The sequence below is a fragment of the Cohnella endophytica genome (genome assembly GCF_003628305.1).
Taxonomy (GTDB): domain Bacteria; phylum Bacillota; class Bacilli; order Paenibacillales; family Paenibacillaceae; genus Cohnella; species Cohnella endophytica.
This window is the reverse complement of sequence record NZ_RBZM01000008.1, coordinates 338916-364702: the sequence shown is the minus strand read 5'-3', so window position 1 is coordinate 364702 and position 25787 is coordinate 338916. Positions and strand designations below refer to the sequence as shown.

24 protein-coding genes and 1 pseudogene are annotated in these 25787 nt (G+C 55.4%); 8 read left to right on the top strand and 17 right to left on the bottom strand.

Going from position 1 to position 25787, the window contains the following annotated elements; genetic code table 11:
- The first annotated feature begins 138 nt into the window (after positions 1 to 138).
- Complete coding sequence (locus tag D7Z26_RS19775) at positions 139 to 609, top strand: hypothetical protein (protein ID WP_120978739.1); 471 nt, start codon at positions 139 to 141, stop codon at positions 607 to 609.
- A 139-nt stretch (positions 610 to 748) separates the two neighbouring features.
- Here D7Z26_RS19775 and D7Z26_RS19770 read toward each other — a convergent pair whose 3' ends face one another.
- The 5 genes from D7Z26_RS19770 to D7Z26_RS19750 all read right to left on the bottom strand — a co-directional run bounded on the left by D7Z26_RS19770 (position 749) and on the right by D7Z26_RS19750 (position 6094).
- Positions 749 to 1108, bottom strand: a complete 360-nt coding sequence (locus D7Z26_RS19770; RefSeq protein WP_120978738.1) for a DUF1304 domain-containing protein — start codon at positions 1106 to 1108, stop codon at positions 749 to 751.
- A 47-nt stretch (positions 1109 to 1155) separates the two neighbouring features.
- Positions 1156 to 3477, bottom strand: coding sequence for an MMPL family transporter (locus tag D7Z26_RS19765; RefSeq protein ID WP_120978737.1), 2322 nt, complete (start codon positions 3475 to 3477; stop codon positions 1156 to 1158).
- A gap of 238 nt (positions 3478 to 3715) precedes the next feature.
- Complete coding sequence (locus D7Z26_RS19760) at positions 3716 to 4312, bottom strand: TetR/AcrR family transcriptional regulator (RefSeq protein ID WP_120978736.1); 597 nt, start codon at positions 4310 to 4312, stop codon at positions 3716 to 3718.
- A 304-nt stretch (positions 4313 to 4616) separates the two neighbouring features.
- A complete protein-coding gene (locus D7Z26_RS19755; protein ID WP_120978735.1) occupies positions 4617 to 5246 on the bottom strand; it encodes a hypothetical protein in 630 nt (209 codons plus the stop codon).
- Positions 5247 to 5248: 2 nt separating this feature from the next.
- Positions 5249 to 6094: an alpha/beta hydrolase gene (locus D7Z26_RS19750; protein WP_158602380.1), complete on the bottom strand. Its 846-nt coding sequence runs from the start codon at positions 6092 to 6094 to the stop codon at positions 5249 to 5251.
- A gap of 156 nt (positions 6095 to 6250) precedes the next feature.
- Here D7Z26_RS19750 and D7Z26_RS19745 point away from each other — a divergent pair, with 156 nt between their 5' ends.
- Positions 6251 to 6817 (top strand): DUF1697 domain-containing protein, encoded by a 567-nt coding sequence (locus D7Z26_RS19745; protein WP_120978733.1) that lies wholly within the window; start codon positions 6251 to 6253, stop codon positions 6815 to 6817.
- Positions 6818 to 7258 carry a GNAT family N-acetyltransferase gene (locus D7Z26_RS19740; protein ID WP_120978732.1) on the top strand — a complete coding sequence of 147 codons (441 nt, stop codon included), beginning with the start codon at positions 6818 to 6820 and terminating at the stop codon, positions 7256 to 7258.
- On the opposite strand, the gene D7Z26_RS19735 is transcribed toward D7Z26_RS19740, so the two are convergent.
- The gene (locus D7Z26_RS19735; RefSeq protein WP_120978731.1) at positions 7236 to 7736 is read right to left on the bottom strand and encodes a hypothetical protein; all 501 of its coding nucleotides are present in this window, start codon (positions 7734 to 7736) and stop codon (positions 7236 to 7238) included. The two genes, D7Z26_RS19740 and D7Z26_RS19735, sit on opposite strands and share 23 nt — an antisense overlap.
- Entirely contained in the window at positions 7733 to 8992 is a 1260-nt protein-coding gene (locus tag D7Z26_RS19730) for a DNA polymerase IV (RefSeq protein WP_120978730.1), read from the bottom strand. Before D7Z26_RS19730 ends, D7Z26_RS19735 begins: the two co-directional genes overlap by 4 nt.
- 207 nt (positions 8993 to 9199) lie before the next feature.
- Here D7Z26_RS19730 and D7Z26_RS19725 point away from each other — a divergent pair, with 207 nt between their 5' ends.
- A complete protein-coding gene (locus D7Z26_RS19725) occupies positions 9200 to 9880 on the top strand; it encodes an SOS response-associated peptidase (RefSeq protein ID WP_120978729.1) in 681 nt (226 codons plus the stop codon).
- Positions 9881 to 9900: 20 nt separating this feature from the next.
- Here the strand turns inward: D7Z26_RS19725 and D7Z26_RS19720 are convergent, their stop codons facing one another.
- Positions 9901 to 10962 carry a BtaManbiosPhlase gene (locus tag D7Z26_RS19720; protein WP_120978728.1) on the bottom strand — a complete coding sequence of 354 codons (1062 nt, stop codon included), beginning with the start codon at positions 10960 to 10962 and terminating at the stop codon, positions 9901 to 9903.
- 19 nt (positions 10963 to 10981) lie between these two features.
- Positions 10982 to 11162, bottom strand: a pseudogene (locus tag D7Z26_RS19715) (DUF1861 family protein); the annotation flags it as partial.
- 206 nt (positions 11163 to 11368) lie between these two features.
- Here D7Z26_RS19715 and D7Z26_RS19710 point away from each other — a divergent pair.
- From D7Z26_RS19710 to D7Z26_RS19700, 3 genes are all read left to right on the top strand, one after another.
- Positions 11369 to 12217 (top strand): hypothetical protein, encoded by an 849-nt coding sequence (locus tag D7Z26_RS19710; protein WP_120978727.1) that lies wholly within the window; start codon positions 11369 to 11371, stop codon positions 12215 to 12217.
- Between the two features lie 101 nt (positions 12218 to 12318).
- Complete coding sequence (locus tag D7Z26_RS19705; RefSeq protein ID WP_120978726.1) at positions 12319 to 12534, top strand: hypothetical protein; 216 nt, start codon at positions 12319 to 12321, stop codon at positions 12532 to 12534.
- Positions 12535 to 12667: 133 nt separating this feature from the next.
- Positions 12668 to 13210, top strand: coding sequence for a L,D-transpeptidase (locus D7Z26_RS19700; protein ID WP_120978725.1), 543 nt, complete (start codon positions 12668 to 12670; stop codon positions 13208 to 13210).
- A gap of 39 nt (positions 13211 to 13249) precedes the next feature.
- On the opposite strand, the gene D7Z26_RS19695 is transcribed toward D7Z26_RS19700, so the two are convergent.
- Genes D7Z26_RS19695 through D7Z26_RS19685 form a run of 3 tightly spaced genes read right to left on the bottom strand, consistent with a single transcriptional unit; the run spans position 13250 to position 17153 of the window.
- On the bottom strand, positions 13250 to 13519 hold the full coding sequence (locus D7Z26_RS19695) for a DUF6953 family protein (protein ID WP_120978724.1): 270 nt from the start codon (positions 13517 to 13519) through the stop codon (positions 13250 to 13252).
- Positions 13520 to 13561: 42 nt separating this feature from the next.
- The gene (locus tag D7Z26_RS19690; RefSeq protein WP_120978723.1) at positions 13562 to 15433 is read right to left on the bottom strand and encodes an ABC transporter ATP-binding protein; all 1872 of its coding nucleotides are present in this window, start codon (positions 15431 to 15433) and stop codon (positions 13562 to 13564) included.
- Complete coding sequence (locus D7Z26_RS19685; protein ID WP_120978722.1) at positions 15414 to 17153, bottom strand: ABC transporter ATP-binding protein; 1740 nt, start codon at positions 17151 to 17153, stop codon at positions 15414 to 15416. Before D7Z26_RS19685 ends, D7Z26_RS19690 begins: the two co-directional genes overlap by 20 nt.
- Before the next feature lie 274 nt (positions 17154 to 17427).
- Between D7Z26_RS19685 and D7Z26_RS19680 the strand changes: the two genes are divergently transcribed.
- A complete protein-coding gene (locus tag D7Z26_RS19680; protein ID WP_120978721.1) occupies positions 17428 to 18120 on the top strand; it encodes a peptidylprolyl isomerase in 693 nt (230 codons plus the stop codon).
- Between the two features lie 350 nt (positions 18121 to 18470).
- Here D7Z26_RS19680 and D7Z26_RS19675 read toward each other — a convergent pair whose 3' ends face one another.
- The 5 genes from D7Z26_RS19675 to D7Z26_RS19655 form a co-directional block, all read right to left on the bottom strand.
- Positions 18471 to 22058, bottom strand: coding sequence for an Npt1/Npt2 family nucleotide transporter (locus D7Z26_RS19675; protein WP_120978720.1), 3588 nt, complete (start codon positions 22056 to 22058; stop codon positions 18471 to 18473).
- 93 nt (positions 22059 to 22151) lie between these two features.
- The gene (locus D7Z26_RS19670) at positions 22152 to 22874 is read right to left on the bottom strand and encodes an amino acid ABC transporter ATP-binding protein (RefSeq protein ID WP_120978848.1); all 723 of its coding nucleotides are present in this window, start codon (positions 22872 to 22874) and stop codon (positions 22152 to 22154) included.
- Positions 22875 to 22887: 13 nt separating this feature from the next.
- The gene (locus tag D7Z26_RS19665) at positions 22888 to 23490 is read right to left on the bottom strand and encodes an amino acid ABC transporter permease (RefSeq protein WP_120978847.1); all 603 of its coding nucleotides are present in this window, start codon (positions 23488 to 23490) and stop codon (positions 22888 to 22890) included.
- Positions 23491 to 23637: 147 nt separating this feature from the next.
- Positions 23638 to 24459 carry a basic amino acid ABC transporter substrate-binding protein gene (locus D7Z26_RS19660; protein WP_120978719.1) on the bottom strand — a complete coding sequence of 274 codons (822 nt, stop codon included), beginning with the start codon at positions 24457 to 24459 and terminating at the stop codon, positions 23638 to 23640.
- 201 nt (positions 24460 to 24660) lie between these two features.
- A complete protein-coding gene (locus D7Z26_RS19655; protein WP_120978718.1) occupies positions 24661 to 25728 on the bottom strand; it encodes a stalk domain-containing protein in 1068 nt (355 codons plus the stop codon).
- Positions 25729 to 25787 lie beyond the last annotated feature (59 nt).

Below are 25787 nucleotides of genomic sequence, written 5' to 3'. Positions count from 1 at the left end.
TCCCGAATGCCATTCGACGAATGGGGCACAATATCCGCATTAGCAAAATCTACATGCCGTTAATGCCTCCGAAAACCGTAACAATCCTCTCTTTCGATGCGTCTATGGGTACAACCTTGTTAATAGGAGTGACCTCGCATGGTAATCTTTCGACTCAGCAGCGTCTCGTTAATCCGCGTCGCTTCCATTCTGTCCGTTCTGATCGGCGCGCTGTATATGCCGTCTTTCTTCCATACTCCATCGATAATAGCGGGACTGGGCCACGAGATTACCGACGAGGAGCTGGCCGTAAAGCTGTGGGCCGCCTATTCCGTGTACGGAGGGGTCGGTATTTTCGCCGGTTCGTTCCTCATGCGGACATCGCGTTCGGTCTTGTTCAAGCGCCTAGTCTGGGGGTTAGCCCTGTTCTCGATATTGCTGCTCGTCGCCGCGCAATTGCCGCCTTTATTCTGGTGGCTGTACGTGGGGAGCGCGTTCTTCACGTGGTCTAGCGGCATCGGTTTGTCCGTGCATCTTCTCATGCTCGTTATCGCCTTCTGGGGAGGGTACGCGATGATCCAGTCTTGGGATCGGCGAAGCTACGATACCTATGCGGATCGTCGGCGCTAAGATGTGTTTCATCGCATGCGCGGGCCAACATTCGGTATTTTTCCGCCAAATTGTTCGTCGTCACATCCCCCAAAACAAAAAAACTCATCCTATCTCCCCGACGAAGAGAGATAAGATGAGTTTTTTAATTTCTTATAGCCTACCAGGTCAGCATGACCGCGAGCAGCGCCACGGCGGCCGGAATGCCTTGCACGTAGAGGATGGAACGCTTAACGGACCAGCCTCCGTAGAGAGCGGCGACCAGAACGCAAATCAGGAAAAACGTCTGGATCTGATACCCGGTCGAAGAATTCGGATGCATTAAGCCCCATAGCAGCCCTGCTGCAAGAAAACCGTTATAAAGCCCTTGGTTCGCGGCGAGAGATCTGGATTCCTTCGCGAAGCCGGAGGTAGTTCCGAACCGCTTGCGCGTACCCGGGGACGTCCAAAGAAACATCTCCATGATCATGATATACACATGCTCCGCGACTACGATCCCAACTAATATTGCTGCTATCATGTACGGCGGCCTCCCATCCGATTGCCAGCCAGATCGCGTTGTTTGCCTTACTCTATCACTTTATTCCCGGCCTGGATAGATTTATCACTCCGATTGCGCGAATCCGGAGAACGTTCTCCTCCGCTCCGTCCAGGAAACCACCAGCTGGCGCGTCCGAGAAGCTTCATCGTGACCGGTACGAGCAGCATCCGGATGACCGTGGAATCGAGCGCGATCGCAACCGCCATGCCGAAGCCGAGCATCTGGATCGGCAGAACGCCGGAGAACGCGAAGCCCGCGAACACCGCGACCATCAGGACTGCGGCGCCCGTAATGAGCGGTCCAGTCTTCTCCATCCCTTCGGCGATGCTATCTTCGTGCGCCCCGGTCCGGTCGTATTCCTCCTTCACCCTGCTGACCAAGAACACCTCGTAATCGGTGCTCAATCCGAACAGCAACGCGAGCAACAAGACCGGAACGAAGTGGATGATGTAGCCGTTGGATTCCACGTCGAACAATTGCGAACCGTAACCTAGCGCGAATACGAGCACGAGAATGCCGTAAGTCGCCGCTACCGAGAACAAATTCAAGACGATCGCCTTGAGCGGTAGCAGAATGCTTCGGAACGTAAGCACGAGAATCAGGAAGATGAGCACGAGCATGATTCCGAGCGCCGGAAGCAAGCTATCGTTAATCGCTTTGGACGTTTCCAGACCGGCCATCGTCTCCCCGCCGATGCTGAAAGATGTTCCTTCCGGCAGACCGAAACCCGGGAGCACCGAGTCCCGCAGATGCTTCACGACGTCCCGGCTCGCATCGCTCGATCCGTATTCATCCAACGTCACTTCGAGCAATCCGGTATGCCGGTCTTCGCTCATATATCTGTCGACCATAAAGCTGACGTCGCCGGGGAGCGCGCCTTTACCCGCTTGCAACACGCCGGATACTTGGGCAGCTTCCATCCCCGGGAAGAACGAAGCGAAGGACGTCACGCCCAAGACGTGGGCTTGCTTGCCGATCTCGGCTTGCAGCGCGACGATCTTGGACACCGCTTCCGGGGAACCGAGGTCGCCCTTCTCGTTATGCAGCACGACGCTGACCTGGTTGGACGCGCCGATACCGAATGAATTTTCCATCCTAGTGAAGCCTTGGCGTACCGCCGTATCCCCAGGCAACGTACGAATGTCCGGCGAATCCAGCTTCATGTTCACCGCCGGCGCGGCGAGCGCGCCAAGAATGACGAGGGTTACGATCAGGAAGAACACCGGACGGCGCATGATCGCGTTCGTCCATCTTTTCCAGCCGCTCGTTTTCCCGCTCTCGCGAGGACGCAGGAACGGCAAGCTTCCTTTATTGATGCGTGCCCCGAGAATGACGAGAACCGCGGGTAGCAACGTTAGGCTGGTCAAGCCCGCCACGATTACGACGGCGATGCCTCCAAAGGCGATCGCTTTGATCGCGTTCAAGGGTACGATGAACAACGCGGACAACGCGGCGATAACGGTAATCGCCGAGAAGAACACGGTGTGGCCCGCCGTCTCCAGCGTCTTCGCGATCGCTTCCTGCTTCGTATTGCCCGGTCTCGCCAGTTCGGCCTTGAAGCGGCTCACGATGAACAGCGAATAGTCGATTCCCACGCCTAGCCCCAGCATCATGGCCGAGTTGGTCACGAATACCGACAGCTCGACTTCCCGTGCCACAAGATAGATAATGCCCATCGCCGATAGCACCGAAGCAATGGTGACGATGAGAGGGGTAATCGTCGCCACGACGGAACGGAACACGAGGAGAAGAATAATGACGATTAACGGGAACACGATCATCTCGGCCTTGGCGAGTCCTTCTTGGCTTTGGACGCTGCTTTCTCCCCAGAAAGCCGCCTCGCCGACCAGATAACCTTCTACCCCGAGCTCTTTCGCTTGCTCGTTGACCCTTTTCTGATAATCCGGCACCTTATTAATGACGAAATCCAGCTTCATGTCCATGTCCACGAACGCGATGCTAAGGTTCGGATCCTTGCCGACCAGCCCCGACCCTATGCCTTCGCTCGCATCCAGAACGCTGAACACTCCCGATACGCCCTCTTCTTGCTTTAAGCGATCCACGATCTGCTTCAGCTTTTCCTTGTACTCCGGAGTTCCGACCGCATGCTGCGGATCGCGTATCACCAGCGTCATCGAACTCGCCGTCCTGCCGCCGAACTCCGACGCCAACAGCTTGCCGGCCGTCAACGATTGCGAATTCGGAACCGCCCAACCTCCTCCGCTAAGCAGCGGCGTAAGCTTGCCGAATGCATATCCTCCGAACAACGCGCAGACGATCCATAACGCCACGACCGCCCATCTCAACTTGTACAGCGCTTTTCCCCAACCTCTTAATACGCCATGCATACTTCTCCACCGTCTTTCTGTTTTATAAGTTTGTTGTTTCCGGGTTTCTTCGCCTAATGGAATGATTGCGTTGGTACCTTAGTGCCTTGATTGCCATAATACCTTGATTGCGTTGGTACCTTGATTCTATTGATTGCCTTAATACCTTGATTCCATTGGTCCCCCTTGAATCCATTAATGATATATGCCCTATATTGTTTGATCATTCAAACAATAAGGAAAAAAGAAAGAGCCGCTTTCACGATTCTCTCTGCTTGCTCAATTTCTCGTAATACGCGCCGAGCATCTCGGCTACCATCGCGTAAGCCTGGTCGTACTCGAATGTTGAATCCGCGACTTTCTGCAAGCTCAAGCCTTCGAAAACGGAGTAAAAAATCGAAGCGAACACGTCCGTGAAGCTCCTCGGAAGACCCGAAATTTCGGCGACCCTGGCGCTAATATGCTGCCGTTCCGTCTGCAGCATTTCCCTTAACGTCTCGCGGGCCGCGTCGTTACGCAATCCGATGGCGAACAATTCTTGGCGCAGACGGAACCAGTCCTGCTCCTCGAGCGCCCGCTTCTTGGACACTTCCAGCAGCTTCAAAATACTTTCCGGATTAAGCTCCGATTGATTAGGCTCGATCAGATGGTCGAAAGAAGCGCAAAAATTAATCGTCTGCCTGCGGAACACTTCCGCGAACAGCAGATCCTTGCTCGAGAAATAATAGTTGATCAGCCCTTGCGCCACTCCGGCCGTGTTCGCGATTTCCTTCGTGGAGGCTTTGTCGTAGCCCTTCTCCGATAACACTTCGTAAGCGGCCGCGATAATTCTGTCTCTCTTGTCTGCGTCTGTCATCGGCACACACCCTGCATTTTATGGAATGGGACTCATGGTTATACGGTTTGAATGGTTGTGTAGCTTGCGTTTTGCGTTTTGCGTTTTGCGTTTTGCGTTTTGCGTTTTGCGTTTTGCGTTTTGCGTTTTGCGTTTTGCGTTTTGCGTTTTGCGTTTTGTAGCTTGCGTTTCACGGTTTGAATGAACGTTCAAACAGAGAATAACATAGAGGTTATCGGGATGCAAGTAGGTTTGCCGTCTTCCTGGGATTTATTCGAGTATCCGAGTAGAAATGGCCCCATCGAAGGCAGGACGGAGAGAGCAACTAGGCGGTTTGAGGCAGGGGACGAGGGCGAGAGCGATTAAGGACCTGGAAGGACCTTACTTCGGCGAATCGTGCGACGACGAGCTTATTAGTGGTCTGGGAGGACCTTATTTCGACGAATTGTGTGGCGACGAGCTTATTAGTGGTCTGGGAGGACCCTATTTCGGCGAATCGTGCGACGGTGAGCTTATTAGTGGTCTGGGAGGACCTTATTTCGGCGAATTGTGCGACGGTGAGCTTATTAGTGGTCTGGGAGGACCTTATTTCGGCGAATCGTGCGACGGTGAGCTTATTAGTGGTCTGGGAGGACCTTATTTCGGCGAATCGTGCGACGACGAGCTTATTAGTGGTCTGGGAGGACCTTATTTCGGCGAAACCTGCGACAGCGAGCTTATTAGTGGTCTGGGAGGACCTTATTTCGGCGAATTGTGCGACGACGAGCTTATTAGTGGTCTGGGAGGACCTTATTTCGGCGAATCGTGCGACGACGAGCTTATTAGTGGTCTGGAAGGACCTTATTTCGGCGAATCGTGCGACGACGAGCTTATTAGTGGTCTGGGAGGACCTTATTTCGGCGAATCGTGCGGCAGCGAGCTTATTAGTGGTCTGGGAGGACCTTACTTTATTCAAAGCTACAGCCCCGACAGCCAGCGTTCCACTTCCTTGAAGGTATCTTCGTTCGAGAGGATGCCGTCGTGGTCGGCGTCGAGGATCATCTCGACCTTCGCTTGGTTGTACTCGGCGAAGAGCGGCGCGTATTGTCCCGAGATGAACACTTCTTCTTTCTCCCCGACGAGCACGAGCGTCGGCTGGGTCATCGCCCGCAAGCTCCGTTCGTACTTACGCTTAGTCGTCCTGGACATCAGCAGGCGATAGCTAAGCTCAAGCGTCTCTCTGCCATGCCTGCCGGCGATCGGCTTGTCGTTCGACATGACGACCAGGCCGTTCAGGTACCGGAGACCGACCGCGTTAAGCACGTTAAGAGTCGCGATTCTGTTCTTGCGAAGCTGAATCGCGCTCCATGGGTCTTTCTCATGGTTGATCGGCGCTTTCGGATGAATGGAGGGTGCGAGAAGAAGATAGCCGCCTATTTCCTTCGCCAATCGGTGGGTAGCTAGACGAATGACGTTCGCCCCACCCCCGGAGTGTCCTCCCATGACAAGCGTTCTATATTTCACGTTGCGGCGTTTCAGCCACTGCGTCAAATCTTCGATATCGTGATCGTGCTGTCCGACGTATTCGACGTCGCCCCTGCGAACCGGGTGCAACCCGTAGCCTCGCAGATCGGGCACGATGACTTGAGCGAGCCTCCGCTTCGCTATAAAATCGGCTAGCGGATGGAGATATTGCCCGTCTTCCGATATACCGTGCAGCAGGATGAGCAGTTTGTCCGACTGCGCTTCGTAATGGCGATAGCATAACGATTTTCCGTCTCTTGCTTCGTAAGTCTGAATAGGGGGCAGTAGTCTTTCGTACATGAAGGGCCTCCGCGGCGGTCGACTGGGTTCGCGCTCGCCCTGCATGCGGTTGATTCGGGCCCACGCGAGTTAAACGCTATTAGGGTCGATTATATCATATTCCTTGCGGTATACTGGTAAATAGAAGAAAAAGAGTCTACTCGGGAGCGTGGGAGCATGGCCATTTATATGGCATTGTTGCGGGGAATTAACGTTGGCGGAAACAATAAGATCAAGATGGCCGAGCTCAAGACGATGTTCGAAGGGCTTGGCTTGGACAAAGTGCGTACCTACATCCAAAGCGGCAACGTGCTATTCGTCTCCGACGAGGAGTCCGATCCGTTGCGTATACGGCTCGAGAACGCGATCGAGAAAACGTTCGGCTTCAGAATCCGCGTCATTCTAAGAAAACAAACCGACATCGATCGGATTATCGCTCGCCTTCCCTTCTCGGAAGACGAGATACGAGCGGCGGCGGAAGCCTCTCCCGGCAAGGAAGTGCTCTACGTCGCCATGCTCGAGGAGTTGCCGAAGCCCGAAGCCATAGCTCGATTAGGCACTTACGAGAAGGACAAGTACCACGTCGAAGGTCTCGAGATCTATCAGCTGTTCCACCAAAGCATCTTGGATTCCAAGCTCTCGGTTAACCTGCAGAAGCTGGGCGTCGCCATGACGGTGCGCAATTGGAAAACGATGAACAAGCTGGCCGAGTTGTGCAAAGAGATCGAATCGGAGGCCCCGTAAGTGGCGGGGCTCAGCGTTCGACCGGCGGTTGCGCGAGACTTGGCGTCATTGCGGACCATTTACTTGGAATCCCGTGCTCAAACCTTCCATTGGCTAGACAAGTCCCAGCTTCTACCCGAGGATTTCGACCGCGATTCCGAAGGCGAACTCGTGCTCGTCGCCGAGAAGGACTCGCGTATCCTTGGCTTCGCGGGAATATGGGTCCCGGATCATTTTATTCATCATCTCTACGTTCATCCCGATTGCGCCCGCCAAGGAGTCGGAGCCGCGTTGCTGCACGCGTGCTACGAGGCTTTCCCCTCTCCTCCGGCGCTTACTCTGAAGTGTATCTCCGAGAACGAGGCAGCCCTCGCCTTCTATCGCTCCCAAGGCTGGCGAATTATAGAAGAAGGTTCCGGTCCCAACGGCCCTTATTTTCTCATGGAGCATCGTGCCCTTTAGAAGGCGGCTTATTCCCTTCCGATTCCGGATGGAAGACCGACGAGGCATACTGGGCAAGCCGTACGCTGATCTCCGAGCGCAAAGTCTCGCGGACGATTCCGAACTTATCCTCGTACCCCCGGCAAACGTAACGATGGTAGATGATCCCGTCCGCCGTCTCGTCGTCGAACACTTTGATGTTGCGGTTTTTCAGCTCTCGGCGGAGGGCGAACAGATCCTTGCTAATCTTGTTCATGATCAGTTGGACCGCTTGCTCGAAAAGCCTTTTATATAAATTAGGCGTCCTTCTCACTTCCTGAAGGCTCTTATCGCTCATCGTCAGCATGTGCGGGAACATGATCACGTCGCGGATCATCGTAAGCTCCTCGTTAGTCGCCCTTCCCGTCAGCGTTTTGTTGTGGCGATTCTGGTATTGTTCTTGGTGTTCGGTCAATAGCATTTTCGATTTCCAGCGTTCGTTCCCGTCCAGTTTGGTCATTTGTAGTGCCCCCCGATTTGCTCGGACCGTTCCTTGGCCACGCCGGAAGCGAGCAGCGACGAGGCGCGCATGATCGCGCCGCTTCCGTAGCGATCCTTGATTCCATCGGTGGCCCGCTCGATATCGTAAGCCTCGGCCCGATCCTCGAAAAGTGTAAGTTGATACGTGCTGTCATCGGAGAGTTGCGTCAATGAGATATAGAGATGGCTGACCGGGAGTCCCTTCCAATTGTCCTCGAACAGCTTCCGGGCCGCCTCCGCGACTTCGTGCGTGAGCGATGTCGGATGCTGCAAAGTCGTTTGCCTCCCGAAGCCGGATGACCGTTCCCCGTCCGTCTCGGCGGCCCCAACGGACACGACCCGGCCTTGATACCCGAGCCTTCGCGCCCTTCTGCACACCTCCACGACCAGTTCCAGAAGCACGACTTCGATATCCGGCAATTTGCGGTAAAGACTGCTTCGCAGTGCCTTGCCGTGACTAACCGACTTCAAGTTGCCTCGAATGGACGACACGACCGGACTCGGATCGATCCCCCGCGCCGTCTGCCAATAATATTCCGCCTGAATGTCGCTTTGTTTGCCCATTCGTTGCCTCAACCGCTTCTTGAAATCGGCAAGCGGCATTCTCGCGATATCCCCGATCGTCTGAAGCCCCATGTACATAAAATGCTTGGTCATGCGGGATCCGACCATGAACATATGGTGGACGGGGAGCGGCCACAGCTCGTTTTCAATGTTGCGATAATCCAATTGGAATATGCCCTCCGGTCGTTTTTTCGAAAAATTGTCCGTGGCCATCTTAGCGAGAATTTTCGTCGGACCGATCCCGACCCTCGACCAAACGCCCGTGGATAGTTGGATGCGCTGTTGGATAGAACGGGCGATTTCGTCCGGGGAACCGAACGTTCCGACGGATCCCGTCACGTCCAGAAACTGCTCGTCGATCGAATACGGCTCGACTTGATCCGTAATGGACTCGAATATTTCCGTGATCAAGAGCGATATCGTAATATAACGTTGCATTCTCGGCCGGATGACGACCAGGTCCGGGCATTTCACGAGCGCTTCCCCTATTCTCTCCGCCGTCGTGACTCCCTTCGATTTGGCCAGCGGGCAAGCCGCCAGAATAATTCCCGACTTTCTCTCGGGGTCCCCGACCGCCACCGGTCTGTCGCGATACTCCGGATGGGCGGCTTTCTCCACGGATGCGTAAAAAGATTGGCCGTCGACCAAAAAAATCGTACGCTCAGGAGACATGTTTTTTCACTCCCAAATAGGAACATTTGTTCTTATCTTATTACGAACAATTGTTCCCGTGCAAGTGGCAAATTATTCGGCATGTCCGAAATAGAGCGACTGCCCGCGCATTGTAAGCGGCTACCGCCATGAGGGAGAGGGTTGTTCCGCTCTTGTTTATTTTTGTTCGCGTTCCCTTTATACTGAGAACATTAGGAGGGACGTACGATGTGCGGAAGATATACGATCGTGGTGTCCATGGAAGAGCTAATGATGCGGTACTTAAGCGAGGTGCCGACCACTTATTACCGTACGCCGCGCTATAACTTGGCCCCGATGCAGACCGTGCCGGCCGTCGTGAACGATGGGGAGAACAACCGGCTCGGCGAGCTGCGCTGGGGACTCGTACCTTCTTGGGCGAAGGACGACAAAATCGGCAGCAAGATGATCAACGCGCGGGCGGAGACAATTCTGGAGAAAGCTTCGTTCAAGGGATTGATCCGGCGAAAAAGGGCAATCGTGCCCGCAGACGGGTTCTACGAGTGGAAAAAGAGCGGGAACGAGAAGCAGCCGATGCGGATTACGATGAAGGACGGGGCCGTCTTCTCGATGGCCGCGTTGTACGATACATGGCAAGCGCCGGACGGGCGCAAAATAAGCACGTGCACGATCATCACGACGACGCCGAACAGCCTGATGGCCGGCATCCACGATCGGATGCCGGTAATTTTGCGTCCGGAGGACGAGGCGGCTTGGCTGGATCGCGGCAACGACGACGTCGGACTGCTGACGGGACTTCTTTTGCCGTACGAAGCGTCGCGGATGCGCGCGTATCCGGTGTCGCCGCTCGTCGGCAACGTCAAGAACGACGCGCCGGAGTTGATCGAGGAGCAGATGGCTTTGTTCTAAACAGTAAGCGGGCTCCCTTCTTAAAGGTAGACTAACCCGTCCAAAATGTCTTGCAAGCTGAGCTCCGCGCAAGCCATCGACGTATCCGCCGCGCCATAATACATTTTCACCACGTCGCCTTCCACGATTACCCCGCAAGAGAAAACCACCCCGCCGAAAAATCCGTTCGCTTCGTAGTCGGCAATAGGTTCAAGCACGGGAACGCCGGAACGAGCGATCACCTTGGACGGATCGTCAAGGTCGAGCAGCAGTGCCCCCATGCAGTAACGATGCTCTTTCGTGGCGCCGTGGTAGAGTTCCAACCACCCTTTCTCCGTCCGGAAAGGAACCGCGCCGCCGCCGATCCGGGCGCTGTCCCACATGTCACCCCGCAAACCCGCCAAATGCTTATGGTTACCCCAGTAGAGCAGATTGTCGGACTCGGCGATCCAAATTTCCGGATACCCGACGCTCTTCACCGTCGGGCGGTGCAGCGCGTAGTACTTGCCGTTCACCTTCTCCGGGAAAATCAGGACGTCCTTGTTGTCCGGGCCGAAAATCATGCCATGATGTGTTACGTTCACGAAATCCTTCGTCGATACCATCGATTCGCCGATCCCGACCGGCGATACGGCAGAGAAATACACGTAATACGTATCCCCGATCTGCGTCACGCGGGGATCTTCGATGCCGAACGTCTCGAGGCGCTGGGACGGATAGACGAACGGCTTATCGTCCACGGCGAAACGGCGGCCGTCCTTGCTTCGGGCGATTCGGATATACGATAGCGAGGTCAAGTAAGCGAAGCCGGAGCCGACCGTGACATCGACGATAACGCGGGGATCCGAGAAATCGTAACGGGTGTCGTCCTTCCGGATTTCAACGAGCTCGACGCCGTTCTTATCCGGATCGTAGACGGGCGCGAGCACGATTCCCGGGTTCGGGCTGATCGGGCGCTCCGCCACTCGAAGCAGCATAAAAATCTCGCCGCCGTACGTCGCGATTCCGGCATTAAAGGCGCCGATGACTTCGAAGCCCGCATGATGCGGCTTTACGTCGAGAGGCGTTAGGAGCGGGTTTTGTTCATATCGATACGCTTTCATGATCAGATCTCCTTCGGTTTTATTCGAATGGGACAAAAGGATCGGCGATCGTAATACGCTGCGCTTCCGCGTCGCCGGTGCCTGCGTATAGATCCGCCGTCCGGCTCGCGATGAAGGCCGCCGCTGAAGACGACGTCGGTCAAATCCGTCCGCTTAGCATTCCCCGGAAGGAAGCGGCTTCGCGTCGAGATCAACGTAAGCTTAACCGCAGAGGAATGCTGTCTCGTGCATTCCTCTCCCCTTGACACCATCCGCGACCATCGAGTATAGTGAACGGACACAACTAAATTTTACCAAACTTACGTCGGAAGCACCCGTAAGATAAGGCCCAAGTTGGCCTTACTTGCAGGTGCTTTTTTTGTTGTCCGGCGCCGCCTGCCCAACCTACCCTAAGGAGGAATTCGTTATGCCGCAAAGAAAATCGGAAATCTCTCCCGCAACGCTTGCCCGCTTCGTCTTGGTCGCCGCGCTCCTATGCGTAGGCCTGTCCGCCGCTTCCCCGGCCGCCGTCGTATCCGCGGCCGAAGTGGAACTGACCGCAACCGTACAAGCCGCGTTCGACAAGACCGTCGACAAGGCGGACAGCGTAACGGCCGCGAAGCTGAAAGGACTGTACGCCGATCTGGGAGCGTTGCTGAGAGAAGACCAGGAGCTTGAAGCGAAGATCAAGGCGCTCCATTACCGTAATGAAGAGGCGATTCTAGCCTTGCGCAAGCAAATCCGGGATATCGACGCGGACAAGCTAGGCAAGCTAGAGACCCAGGTTCGGCAGGCCAAGAACCGCTATCAACCGCTGTTCGACACCTACGCCGAGCTTAACAAGAAGATCGCGATGGCCAAACCGCTCAAGAACAAAAACCTGAACGCCCTGCTTCGCGCCCAAGCCGACGCGATGAAGCTGCCCGTCCAGTATGCCCGCGAGGACATCAGAGTCAAAAACGCGGCCCTGCAAGCAGCGAAAAAGGCGACCTCCGCCACGATCAAATCCGCCCGGGACTCGCTTGCGGCCACGGAACCTCTCAAGGTGCAAGTGAAGTCGCAACGAAGCGCGGCCGCCCTTCCCCGCGCAAGCTTGTCTCCCGTATGGAAAAACTTCAAGCTCGCAACGAAGAACAGCGAAACCAAAGGTACGCTCGACGCGCTCGGAACGCTCGTCGTGCTTGCCCGGCAGATCGCGGAGCAGCAACGGAAAATCTATGCGCTGGAAGTCAAGATCGGCGAAACGATCGCCCAGACGCGTACCCGCTACGTATAAACGTCGCCGCGAGGCGCCTAGAAACGTTATAATGGACTCCATCACCTATCGCGAGGAAGCGGCAACCGCTTGCGCGACCGAAAAAGGAGCCCACATCCCTAATGGCATTAAACATACGTTTGTTAACCGACCCGGATTTCGAGGAGGCGATGCAGCGCCACGCCCCCTTGCGCGTTTTCAAGAACGATCACATGATCGGCAACGGCGGGATCATCGTGCGCTATGACGCGGAGACGGTGGTCGTTCAGTCCGGAGTCGGAGATCTTGCTTACCACTCCCGGAGGGACTGCGAATTTTTCGAGCTGAGGAAACGATGAAATAGAAATAGCTAGGGCGGCGCGGACCGGAACTTCTCTTGCCATCCATGCCGTCGCATCCGAGCGCGCAACCATATTCCCCCTACCTGTCGCATATATAGAGAACAGGACTATAGGGGGAGGAACTTGGCTCATGAAAGTATCGTTATGGGGCCGGGTCGGCATTCTGCTGCTCGGCTTGTTACTGACCGTTGCTGCCTTCGCCGCCAGCGCGGAAGCGGCGAAGGCAGCAACGGCATCTATTCAACTAACGCAAAAGTACGCGAAGTACGCAGAGTTGGAGCAATTTATCATCATCGACAAATCGACCAACAAGCTCTATTTTTACGAAGAAGGCAAGCTCGTCAAATCGTTCCCCGTCGCCACGGGAAAGAAGCCCTCCTATACGCCGGAAGGCTTGTTCACCATTCATGAGAAAATCAAGAATCGCCCCTATTACAAGGAAAAAATCAAAGGCGGCGATCCCAGAAATCCGCTAGGAGACCGTTGGCTGGGGCTTGAAGTTACCCTGAACGGCAAGACGTCCTACGCCTACGGCATCCACGGCAATAACAACGAGAACTCGATCGGCAAATACGTATCCGCCGGCTGTATTCGCATGCACAACAAAGACGTGCACTGGCTCTACGACCAGATCAAGACATCAACTCCGGTCCTCATTACGAAAAAAGGATAGGCTGCCTTTTAGCCGCACAGATTCGCCCGCAATGCTAACCTACGCTTTGATCGCCGAAGTCCATCCCCAGTAGAAGGCGTCCCGATCCCACGCCGCTTTGCCGCCGTGCAGCTTCTTGAACGCCTTCTTCACTTCTTTGTCGATCGACGTATGCCCCTTATCGTTGACGTAGACATAACTCTCTCCATAATGGCTCCGAATATGATTCACGGCTTCTTCTTGATGGAGAATGCCGTTATTTTTCATTTCCGCGAACATCCACTCCGCGATCTCCGTAACTTTCGCTTCCTCGACGGCCGAATTTTCCATTGCCAAACGCCCCTTTTCACTCTCAACATTCAATTTCACTCATTAGCTCAACTGGACATGCCCATGATAAAGATCGCTGTACAAGCCCTTCCTCTCCAGCAGCTCCTCATGGGAACCGCTCTCCTCCAGCCGGCCGTCCTTCAACACGAGAATCCGGTCCGCTCGACGGATCGTGTTGAGCCGATGCGCGATGACGAAGCTCGTACGACCTTCCATCAACCGATGCAGTCCTTCTTGGATTTTGATCTCCGTCACCGTATCGATGCTGCTCGTCGCCTCGTCCAACACGAGGATCGCCGGATCGGCAAGAATGGCCCGGGCAATCGCGAGCAATTGCTTCTGCCCTTGGCTGATCCCGCTGCCGTCTCCTTGCAGCATTTTATCATACCCGCCGGGTAGCCGCACGATGAACGAGTGGGCGTTCGCCAGCTTCGCCGCGGCTTCGACCTGTTCGTCCGTCGCATCCAGCTTGCCGTAACGGATGTTCTCCCGGATCGTTCCTTCGAACAAGAACGAATCTTGCAGCACGAAAGCCATATGCGAGCGCAAGCTTTCCCTGCGGATCGACGTAATATCGTGCCCGTCGACCGTTATCCGTCCTCCATCCGCCTCCGCCTCGTAGAAGCGGGACAGCAATTGGATGAGCGAGGTTTTGCCGGCCCCCGTCGGCCCGATGATCGCGATCGTCTCCCCGGGACGCGCCGTAAAGCTAATATCATTCAGCGTCCGCTGCCCCTCGACCGGGTCGTACGAGAACGAGACGTGCGAGAAGACGACCTCGCCCCTGATCGAATCGAGCGACTTCGCCGCCCCCTCGTCCTTCGTCTCTACGTCCTCGTCGAGAATCTCGAACACCCGCTCCGCGCCGGCGATCGCCGACAGCAGCGTGTTCCACTGGTTCGCGAGATCGTTCAGCGGCCTCGTGAACTGTCTCGCGTATTCGACGAACACGACGATAACCCCGATGGTAATCGTTCCTCGGATAGCAAGTAAGCCGCCCGCTCCCGCGATGACCGCGAAGCTCAAGTTATTGAGACTGTTCATGACCTTCGGAATGAAGCCCGAGATCGTCTGAGACCAGAATCCGGAATGCCTGATCCTGGCGTTGCGCTCGCCGAACTCCCCGATGACCCGCTCTTCCTGGGAAAAAGCCTTGACCAAACGTTGCCCAGACAGCGTCTCCTCAATATAACCGTTAATCTCGCCCAGATTCCGTTGGCGCTCCTTGAACAGAACTCCGGTCCTGCGGGTGATCCAGCGCATGCCGACCATCATGAGCGGCACGACCAGGAACGTGAGCAAAGTAAGCAACGGGCTCAGTAGCAGCATGACGACGACCGTGCCGACAAGGATCAACGCGCTCGAAAACACCTGGATCGCCGAGCTGTTCAAGGTCGAGCTGACGTTGTCGATGTCGTTGGTCATGCGGCTCATCAATTCCCCGCGCTGGCGCTTGGCGAAGAAGGGAATCGGCAGCCGATGAAGGTGGGTGAACATATCCATCCTCATCCGGTACACCGTTTCCTGCGCGATGCCGATCATCCAAATATTTTGCAGCCAGCCGACGACGGATCCTAGGACATAGACCGCCGCGAGCCCGGCCAAGAACCAAGCCCACTCCGCTCCGCCGGGACCTTTCAAATAATGATCGATCGCGCGGCCGATCAAATACGGCCCGAGCAAAGTGAATCCGGAGCTGAGCAGCACCATGACCAGCACAAGACTCAGCCGCCCCCGCCGGTGCGCGAGATAATGCCAGATGCGCCTCAGCGTCGCTTGCCAGTCCTTCGCTTTTTGCCGCTTGCTCTGGCCTCCTCCGGGACGAACCCCGAGTCCGACCGATTTAACGGCTTCCGACGCTAAGTCCATCTTCGGCTTCCGGTAACGGAAAGGTTCACGTAGCGCTTCCCACATGCGAATCCTCCTCCCCGAACTGAGATGCGTAGATGCGGCGGTATAACGAGCTGCTCTCCATCAATTGCTTATGATTGCCTTGGGCGATCAAGCGGCCGTCGTCAAGCAGCAGGATCAGGTCCGCGTTTAGGGTCGAGCTTATCTTCTGCGTCACGAGGAACGTCGTACAAGGCATATTCTCGAGCTCGCCGAGCAGCGCGGCTTCCGTTCGGACATCCAGCGCGCTCGTGCTATCGTCGAGCAGCAAAATCGCCGGCCGGCGCACGAGCGCCCTGGCGATCGAAATCCGTTGCTTCTGTCCGCCCGACAGGTTGATGCCCCGCTGTCCTAGCTTCGTCTCGTAGCCGTTCGGAAGTCCGACGATCGTCTCGTGAATCTGCGCTTGCCTGGCCGCTTCCTCGATTTTTTCCATCGGCACGTCGTCCAGTCCCCAGGCGATGTTGTCGCGTATCGTCCCGGTGAACAGCACGACCTCCTGCGGCACGTAGCCGATCGCCTCGTGAAGCTGGCGCGCGTTCCACTCGCCGGCGGCGCGTCCGTCGATGCGAACGGCGCCTTCGTTCTCTTCGTAGAGCCGCACGATAAGCTGAATGAGCGACGACTTGCCCGATCCGGTCGCGCCCAGAATGGCCACGGTCTCTCCCGGCTTCGCGGAGAAATTGACGTCCTCCAGTGCCGCCGCCTGCGTGTTCGGATACCGGAACGTTACCCGATCGAATTCCACCGCGCCGGCACGGACGCCTTCCGGCGCGCGCGACGCGTGCTCGGACTCGGCTTCGCTGTCCGTTTCGAGAGCGGCGCCGATCCGATCCGCGGATGCCCGGGCGCGGGAGAACGCCGAGACGAGCATGGACAGCGTAGATAACGCGCCAGAAGTCCGCAGCGAATAGTTGACGATGGCGACGACGATGCCGGTCGTCGCGGTGCCCGCGTGAATCTCCAGATGTCCGAAGGCGAGCACGGCGATAATGCCCGCGTTCATGATCAGCACGATGAACGGCTGCGTCATCTCGGTTAGCCGCATCGCCGACGTCGTCGTCTGCATGAGATCGCCGCTGCTTCGCGCGAACCGTACGCCCTCCGTCTGCCGGCGCACGAATACGCGAATGAGGCGCATGCCGCCTAGATTTTCCTGCATGACCCCGTTCACCGTATCGAGCCTTTGCTGTACCTTGCTAAAGAGGAGAGCGGCTTTTTTGACCATCCAAATGACGAACCAGACGAGTACGGGCACGGTAAGCAATAGCAGAAACCCAAGCTGAACATGCACGAGGAGCGCCATGATCACGCTCCCGACGACGACAAGCGGCATACGCAGCATAAATCGGAGTCCCGTGAAAATCGTGTCCTGCACCTGCGTAACGTCGTTCGTCAGGCGAGTGATCAGGGACGAGGTAGGGAATCGGTTAAAAACCGCGTAGGCGAAAGACTGGATCTTGCCGTAGAGGCCCTCGCGAAGCTCATAGCCGACGCTCTGGCTTACGTGGGAGGCATAAAATGAGCTGAGAATGCCCGCGCCGAACGCGATTACCGATCCCCCGACGAGAATCCCGCTCCATAACAGCACGATGGACGTATCCCCGCGGGCGATGCCTTGGTCGATGATTTTGGAAATGAGCAGAGGCTGAGCCAACTCGACCGTCAGTTCGACTAGCATGAGAAAAACGGCCATGATGGCGGCAACGCGGTATTTCCCTAGGTAGTGAAAAACGAGCTTCATGGGCGTTCCTCCGACGAATGTTGCTCCTCGAAAAAAGGGAGCGGTATTAGGTCCGATAACGTACTCTCCCTATTATTGTACTCCCATTTTTCCCCACATGGAAATCCGAAAATCCGCTTTGAAGAGAATGCCGGACGGCAGCAGCGACGGACAATCGACGCTAGCGACGCCTCCCCCCTCTATCGATCGCTACTAGAAAAGCTCCCCGAGTGGATTCCTCGACGGGCAAATGATATAATTTCTGAGGGATTTAGAGGACAAGGGGGATTCGAAAGTGAACGTAGCACGCAAACGCACGACCCTTGCTTTTATCGCGCTGATCTCGCTGCTGCTCGTCGTTACCGGCTGCGGAGGCAAGGAAAAAACAAATTCAGAGGCGTCGGCCACCAGCAACGGTGCCGCACCCACACAGGAGGCTTCCCAAGTGAGCGATGTAGATACTTCCGGCGATAATCCGATCGTCACCATTGAAATGGATAGCGGCAAAACGATCAAAGTCGAGCTCTATCCGAAAGTCGCGCCCAATACCGTCAACAACTTCATTTCCCTCGTCAAAAAGGGCTTCTACGACGGAACGATTTTCCACCGCGTCATCCCCGGCTTCATGATTCAAGGCGGAGACCCGGACGGCACGGGAATGGGCGGCCCAGGCTACTCGATCGCCGGAGAATTCACGCAAAACGGCTTCGACAACAAGCTGAAGCATACGGCCGGCGTACTTTCCATGGCACGCGCGCAAAACCCGAATAGCGCAGGCTCCCAGTTCTTCATTATGGTCGCCGACGCTCCTCACCTCGATGGCGCTTACGCCGCTTTCGGTAAAGTAACCGAAGGCATGGACGTCGTTAATGAGATCGTTGCCGTGCCGACAGGCGCCAACGATCGCCCGAAAACGCCTCCGGTCATGACAAAAGTAACCGTGGACACTCGCGGCGCGGATGCTCCGGAGCCTGAAACCATTAAGTAAAAACGTTACACGTAACATTAAGCAAACCCGTCGGGGCAATCTCTGACGGGTTTGTTGGCGTTATGAGAAGTCAGAGGCTTTGGCGACTCATCCTCATCCAAACTGGGTAAATTGGAAAAAATACATCTAATAGGAAATGATTTTCCGAAACTTAGGTATTAGTTGGAAGAAGTTCACTTAATTCCACCTCGACGGCTATTTTTTTCTCACTACGGAAGATATACATGTACTTTATCCAATTAAACACCATCGGTTTGCCGAATTCGGAGAAATAAATGTACTTTTTCCAATTCCTATACAATCCGCCGCCAGCAAAGAGGCTTCCAGGGAGTGATCCGCTATGTTCGTTATTAGGAAATTTCCCGCAGCCGATCCGCAAGCACCCGGACCATGCCTTTCAGCACGTCGATCTGCTGGAAACAGAAGGAGAAGACTTGATGGCGGTGCAGTCTAAGCAATACGGTTCGTTCGACGGCCGTGCAGTCCGCCGAGCGCGGTCCGCTGTCGATAATCGCCATCTCCCCGAAGCATTGTCCGACCCCGAGGTCCGCCAGCGTTTCCGTCCCCCTATGCACGCGAATGCCGCCCTCGATAATGCCGAACATCGTATCGCCGTATTCATCCATGCGACAGATCGCTTCTCCCGGCTCATATACGACCTCTTCGACCCGATGGGCCAAACGTATGAAATCGTCCTGCGACAAGTGGGCGAACAGCTCGATTTTCTGAAGAACAAGCACGCGTCGCAAAATGACCTGATTATGCGGCTCGCTCGCGATGCCCGTCGTTTCGGCAGTCGCCGCCGCTTCCGAGAAGCGCCCGCTCGAATCGTCCTTTCCGCCCTGCTGCGTTGGCGCTTGATTCGCCATCGCCGAGCGAAGCTTGCGAGATAATCTCTTCATCATTTCCAGCGCCAGCTCCGTCCGATCGAATAATGCCTCGTAGAAGTCGGCAGAGTCCAATCGCAATAAACGCATATTCGTTTCCGCTCGAACGGCGGCCGTGCGAAGCCTTCTCGTCAGCACGGCGGTTTGGCCGAAGCTGTCGCCCGCCTCTCTCTCGTCCACCTTGATTCCGTTCCGGTACACGCCCGCTCTTCCTTCTCTCACTAGGTAAAGCGAATCGCCGGGATCCTTCGCCTGGAACACGAATTCTCCCGCCGGAACATCGACCGGCTTCAAGTAACGAACGATAGGGAGCAAATCCTTGCTCGTAAACCCTTCGAACAAAGAGGCCTTCTTGAGCGCGCGCATCGTCCACATTCTCTCTCGCAGCAAATCCCCGTCCGCTTCGTCGGCGTAGCTTCCGACCCTTCCCGCGGATTGTACGGACGCCGCTTCCGTTTCTTCTTCGGAGATCGCATACCGGGCTACCTCCCGCAATCCTTCGTCCCCATGCTCGTACAGCCATTCCAATTGCTCCCTCTTCGTCTTGCCGCCTTTGGCAGTCGTAACGCTAGGAGCCAGCATCCATCGGGTCAACTCCGTCCGAAGCTCGCCCTGAAGCATCTGGTCCATGACCTCCGCGGCGTTCGCTTGCCGTCTCGCGTCTCCTTCGGACCAACCGACGTATACCGCATCGATCGTTTTGGGATCATAAGCCAACCCCAGCAGTTGAAAGACCCTTCTAATCATCGTCAGACGGGATTGGCCGGCCGCGTCCAATACTTCCTCGTCTCTAGCATGCTCCGCGTTCCAAGCGCTGTGTTCGGCGAAACGCCCGTAACTATCGAGCTCCATGAGCGCCAATCGTTCGATTTCCTTGTAATCGGCCTTGATGTCCTTGTTCTTAATGCCGACTAACGCGTCGAGCAGCTTGTCCCGCATACCGTGACTCACCGCGTCGTATTTGCGGAACAAGAGCGAGAACGCGGCCTGATTTCCTATCCGCTCGAATACTTTGGGGACGTGCAAGGACGGCTTGTCCCCGTCCAGGTACGGCTCCAGCATCGGCAAGATCGCTTTGGCATCGTACGAGGCCAGAGCCTCGATCGCCTCGCGACGGGTCTGGCTTTCCTGCAGCAAGGGAACGATATGGACGACCAGCTCGGTCACGCCCAGATTGCCGGCGGACTGAAGCGCGCACTTCTGTACATCCGCCGATGAATCTTGCAACAACGGGATAAGCGGCTTATAGAACTCTCGGATGCCGATTCGGCCGAAGAGCGAGGCCATGGCCGTCCGCTCCTCCTCGCTGGCGCTCTCGATCAGCGCTTTAAGAGTACCCACGGCGCGGAACATGCCTTCGATGCCGTAATATTTGATCAGCCCGGCGATGGCCCCGGCGCGAATCTCGATATCTTCGGCTTCCAGTTTGCCGGATATCCGTTCAAGATGATCTTCCTTGGCGTACGCGGAAAGCGTAATGAGCGCTTGCGAGATCACTTTCGGGTGCGAAGACGCGGAGTCTAGAATCGGCAACAGCTCTTTTTCCATTCCCGCCGGCTTCGTCCGTTCCGCGTAGAGCAGCGCCTCGACGCCCACCTCCGCGGACGGATGACGCAGCAGAGTCGGAACGTACGGAGCGAGGTCGAACGATCCCATGTTGCCGAGAATCCGCAATGCGTAAAGTACCTGCTGACGGTCCGGGCTACCCAGCGCGTCGATCAGCAACTGCCGGCTGGCCGGATCCATCAAATCCAGCTCATCCTCTTGAAGATCGTTGCCGCGCTCCTCCAAGGTGGATAAGAGCATTTTCAAATACGCGCCTTTTACCCGAACGGCCGCATAGATCCCGATTCCGAGCAGACCGATCACGACAAAGCTGAACTCTCTCGCGCTTAAGATCGGCGAGAGGATAATCAGGCTGATGGCCGCCAGGCCCTTGGCTCCGTTACGGACAACGCCATCTAGAAAGCTCTTGGAGCGATTCCGCCATTTCGGGGAAATCGGAAACATGATCAGTTGGTTCACGGAGGAATTAATCGTATCCCCGAGCACCTTGTCGCTGCCCTTGACGACGATAGCCATTGCCAATACGGGTACGAAGAGAACGCCGAGACTTCCTGCGAGCAACGCAAGCGGGAATACCAGAATCGAGGTCATGACGCCGAACCGGCTAACCAGCTTGCCCGCCACGAACAACTGAACGATTAGCGCGCATAATCCCGAGAATCCGTAGAAGCTTCCCATGAATCCGGCCAAGGCGTCGTTTTGCAGCGTGCCTCTCAAAATAACCTTGAACTGATAGTCGACGAAAGTCAGCGAGAGGACGAGAGCCGCGGACAGTATTGCCACGTATTTCAAATGGGGGACGTTCTTGAACAGTCCGGAACCGGGCTCCTTGGCGCCGCTGCCGGAAGGAGCTTTCGCTTTCTTGGGACCATCGAACATCTCTTCCGCGTTCGCGCTCATGCGCCGGACCAGGACGACCGCGAGCAGGGCGAGCACCTGAAGTCCCGCGTAGAAGAAAATGAGATTGGCCGTTCCGACGAGCGGAGCGATCAACTTCAAGCCGAAACCGCTGACGATGCCCCCGACGATGCCTCCGCTCCCGACGAGCGGGATCGTCTTCTTCACTTTGCGCTGATCAAGCACGGAAGATGCGAATTGCCAGAAGCATACGATCATAAGGAAGTTGATGACGTCGTATCCGACGTAGATAACGGGATATACCCAGATGAAATCCAGTCCGACGCCGACGCGGCTAAGCGCGACAAGCACAGAGAGCGCCGGGATCAGGAAAAGAATCAGACGGTCTAAGCGAACCCTGCCGCCATAGCGCTGAAACAAGAATCCCGCAAGAATGAGCGATGCCGCTTGCGGCAAATACATAAACGAAAGCTGGGACGAATCGAAGCGCGACAGGAACAACGTATCCGCCGCAGTCCTCCCGATCGTCGATGCCGAAACTACGCAAAACAAATAGAAGAACAACCCGATCACTCGGGCGTTCTCCCTTTTATCCTCGTCCGATTTTCCCCAAATCAGATTAAACACGATCGACGCATCTCCCTATTAAGCCCAATAGGAAAATTGTACTATAAAAACAGGTAGTTGGGCATAAGGAACCTAGCCCGTCCGAACAATTTTTTACAAAATTTTCGATAGGAATTCCTTCGTGCGTTCGTGCTTAGGATGGTCGAACAGCTCGTCCGGCTTGGCGATCTCCAGAACGCGTCCTTGCTCCATGAAGACGATGCGATCCCCGACCTCGCGGGCGAAACCCATCTCATGCGTGACGACGACCATCGTCATGCCTTCGCGCGCCAAATCCTTCATGACCGCAAGAACCTCTCCGATCATCTCCGGATCGAGCGCCGAGGTCGGCTCGTCGAAAAGCATGATCTTCGGCTCCATGGCCAAAGCGCGCGCGATCGCCACCCGTTGGGCTTGTCCGCCCGAGAGCGAGCCCGGATAGGCTTCGGCTTTCTCGGTGAGACCGACCTTGTATAGCAGCTCCATCGCTTTCTTGCGGGCTTGCTCGGTCGACCACTTTCGCACCTTTACCGGAGCCAGGGCGATATTATCGATGACCTTCATATGCGGGAACAGATTAAAATTCTGGAACACCATTCCGACTTCGGCGCGGATTTCCTCTATATTCGTACCCTTCCCCGTTAGGGAGCGTCCTTCGATGAGGACCTCGCCCCCGTTCGGCTTTTCTAGCAAATTCAGGCACCTCAGGAAAGTGGATTTGCCCGAACCGGACGGACCGATTACGACGACGACCTCCCGGCGATCGATTTCCAACTCGATATCGGCGAGGACGGTATTCGATCCATAGGACTTTGTGAGCGATTTGACTTGGATGATCGGCTCCATGGCGTCACATTTTCCTTTCGATATATTGCAGTAATTTGTGCAAGGAGTACGTCAGCGCGAGATAGATGCATGCCGCGGTCAGGTACGGTTCCCAAACTCTCGTGTACTGAGCGTTCGCGGCCTTCGCCCAATACATGAGCTCCGGGGCCGCGATGACCGCGACCAAGGACGAGTCCTTGATCAGCACGATAAATTCGTTGCCGAACGCCGGGATCATCCGTTTGGTCGCTTGGGGCAACACGACGTACCTCATCACTTGCCATTTCTTCATGCCGAGAGAATACGCCGCTTCCGATTGGCCCTTGTCGATGGATTGAATGCCCGCCCGAAAGATCTCCGCCGTGTAGGCCGCCGCGTTCAACGCGAGCGCGGTGATGGCGGCGACAATCGCATTGGTCGTCCCCAGAATGCTGTAGACGACTCCGAAATGCACGATAAGAATTTGCAACATTAGCGGAGTCCCGCGGAAGAAATGGATATAGCCTTGCACCGGGTATTTCAGAAACCACAAGCGGGACATGTTGCACATGGCGATAATCAGGCCAAGCAACGATCCGAGCACGATGCCGGACACCGAAATCCCGATCGTATATAACGTCCCCCGCATGAACAACGGGAAATATCCCCAAATGATATCGAAATTGAAGTCTGACACGCCGTTTCCCCTCTATCCGTTCGGAATTCGATCACTCATGCTTCCCAATCGTTAAAAAACATGCGCAATGTGGTCATTACGCATGCCTGCCGAGCTACTCTATTCCGACTTCAGCAAGGTGGTCATATCCGGTTCCCCGCCGATCCACTTCGCGTAGATCTCCTTGTAAGTATCGCTCTCCAGCACTGTTTTGATCGCGGGATCAAGCAGTTCCTTCAACTCGCTTCCTTTAGGGAAGGCGATTCCGTAATATTCCGATTCGAAGTTGGTTCTGTCGAGAATGCCGACGAACTTCTTGCCCGGGTTGTTCTTCACGTATTCGTTCACGATGGCGATATCCGCCACTACCGCGTCCACCCCGTTGCTGGACAGCTCCAGTAGCGCCAACGCGTTGCTCTCGAAACGTTTCAGGTTCTTATTGCCTTCGCCCATAATTCCGGTCATCAGCTTATCCCCGGTCGTCGCCCCTTGCACGGCTACCTTCTTGCCCTTCAGGTCGGCCGCGCTCTTGATATCGCTGCCTTCCTTCGTCAGGATCATATTCGTGGATTCGAAATAAGGAATCGTAAAATCGTAAGTTTTCTTGCGATCGTCCGAGATCGTGATCGAGGAGATGCCGGCATCGTATTCCTTGCCTTGCTTGACGCTTTCTAGCAGCGCATCCCAGCCGAGATTTTTGACTTCGTATTCCAGTCCCGCTTCCTCCATGACCGCGGCCAAGAAATCGATATCGAAGCCGACGAGCTTGTCCTTGTCCATATTCTCCATCGGAGGATAAGTACCGTCCGATGCGAAGCGGTACACTTTCACCGGCTCGGCGGCATCCTTGTTGCCGGCAGCCTTGTTCTTCGCGCCGCATCCCGACAGAACAAGCACCAGCGCCAAGCTCGCGATTATTGCGCCTAATCCTACTTTCCTCATTCCGCATCCTCCCAGGTACGTACCCAATTTATTCAAAGTTTAGCAGGAGGCAATGAAGCTTGGCAATAGAAAATTTCCATCAATGTTATTTAAAATAACACGGGTAAAACGCTTTCAGATTTTGAATTTAAAAATAGGCGCCGTTTTCGGCGCCCATTACGTCATATTCATGTGATACGAACGAGGAGAATTGCATGTCTTCTACTGGAAATTCTTGAAAGGAACTTCGAACTCCGGCATCCCTTCGGCATAAGGCGTATATTCATATTGTCCGAAATAAACGACGATTCCGTTATGCTTCAGGAAATAATCGCGATCCGGTTCGATCGTTTTGAACGGAGTAAGCAATCCGATGCCGCGCGCTTTGATCTGGCCCAAAATATACGAGTTGATAATCGAGACGTATTTAGCGTTGTTCCCGGCGGCTTCCTTTAATGAGATCCGATCGCCCGTCGAAAGATCGAACGTGTACGGTACACGGGCTACCGAGCCATGTGCGCCGCCCGTATAAATATAATAATCGACGAAAAGACTCAGTTTTCCCTTCTCGTTATAGGTAATCGTATAGCTCCCCTCGAAAGCAAGCGGATTCTCGGGAACGTAAGTACCGTCTCCTAATGCTTCATCTAACGACTTCCGGCCGGCTTTCAAGTTCGATTCGGCTTCCGATTTCAGCAACGCGTTGATTTTCTTCTCCGCATCCGCGTTGGCGCCCCCCGACAATTGCGGATAATTAACGACGATGGACTTCTTGGCTTTCTCTTCTTTAATCGTTACATTCGAGATCTTCAGGTCGTTTTCCGCGATCGCTTCGATGCCGATCCGCTTCGAAGCCCCGTCATACGAGACGCCGTAGCCCATTTGCTCCAATAGGTAACGAAGGGGCACGTAAGTCGTATTGTTCTGCACGATCGGCATCAATCTGTAATCGGCTTGCCCGTTGAGCGAGGCGGTCCCTTTGCCGAGATCGAACACGATGGTGCGCCCGCGTCCTTCTACGGTTACCGTATTTTTCGATTTGTCCCACTGCGTATTCAGCCCGATGCTTTTGTTCAGGCTGCGAATCGCGATGTAGGTCGTGTTATAGGCGTTTAACGCGGCAATATCGCTGCGTGCCCCTTGAACTTCGATTGCTTGATTAATGATCTTGTAAGGCGTCGCGGCACTGGCATACCGCGCGGGCGAAAATAACGGAGTCGCTGCGATGGCGGCCGCGCACGCGAGCGCGATTAAGCTTTTCGTTCCCATTTTACGTTTCGTCGATTCCATTATGCATCATCCTCTCGTCTGGTCTGCGGGTTCTCTATCGTTAGCTGCAGGAAGCTACT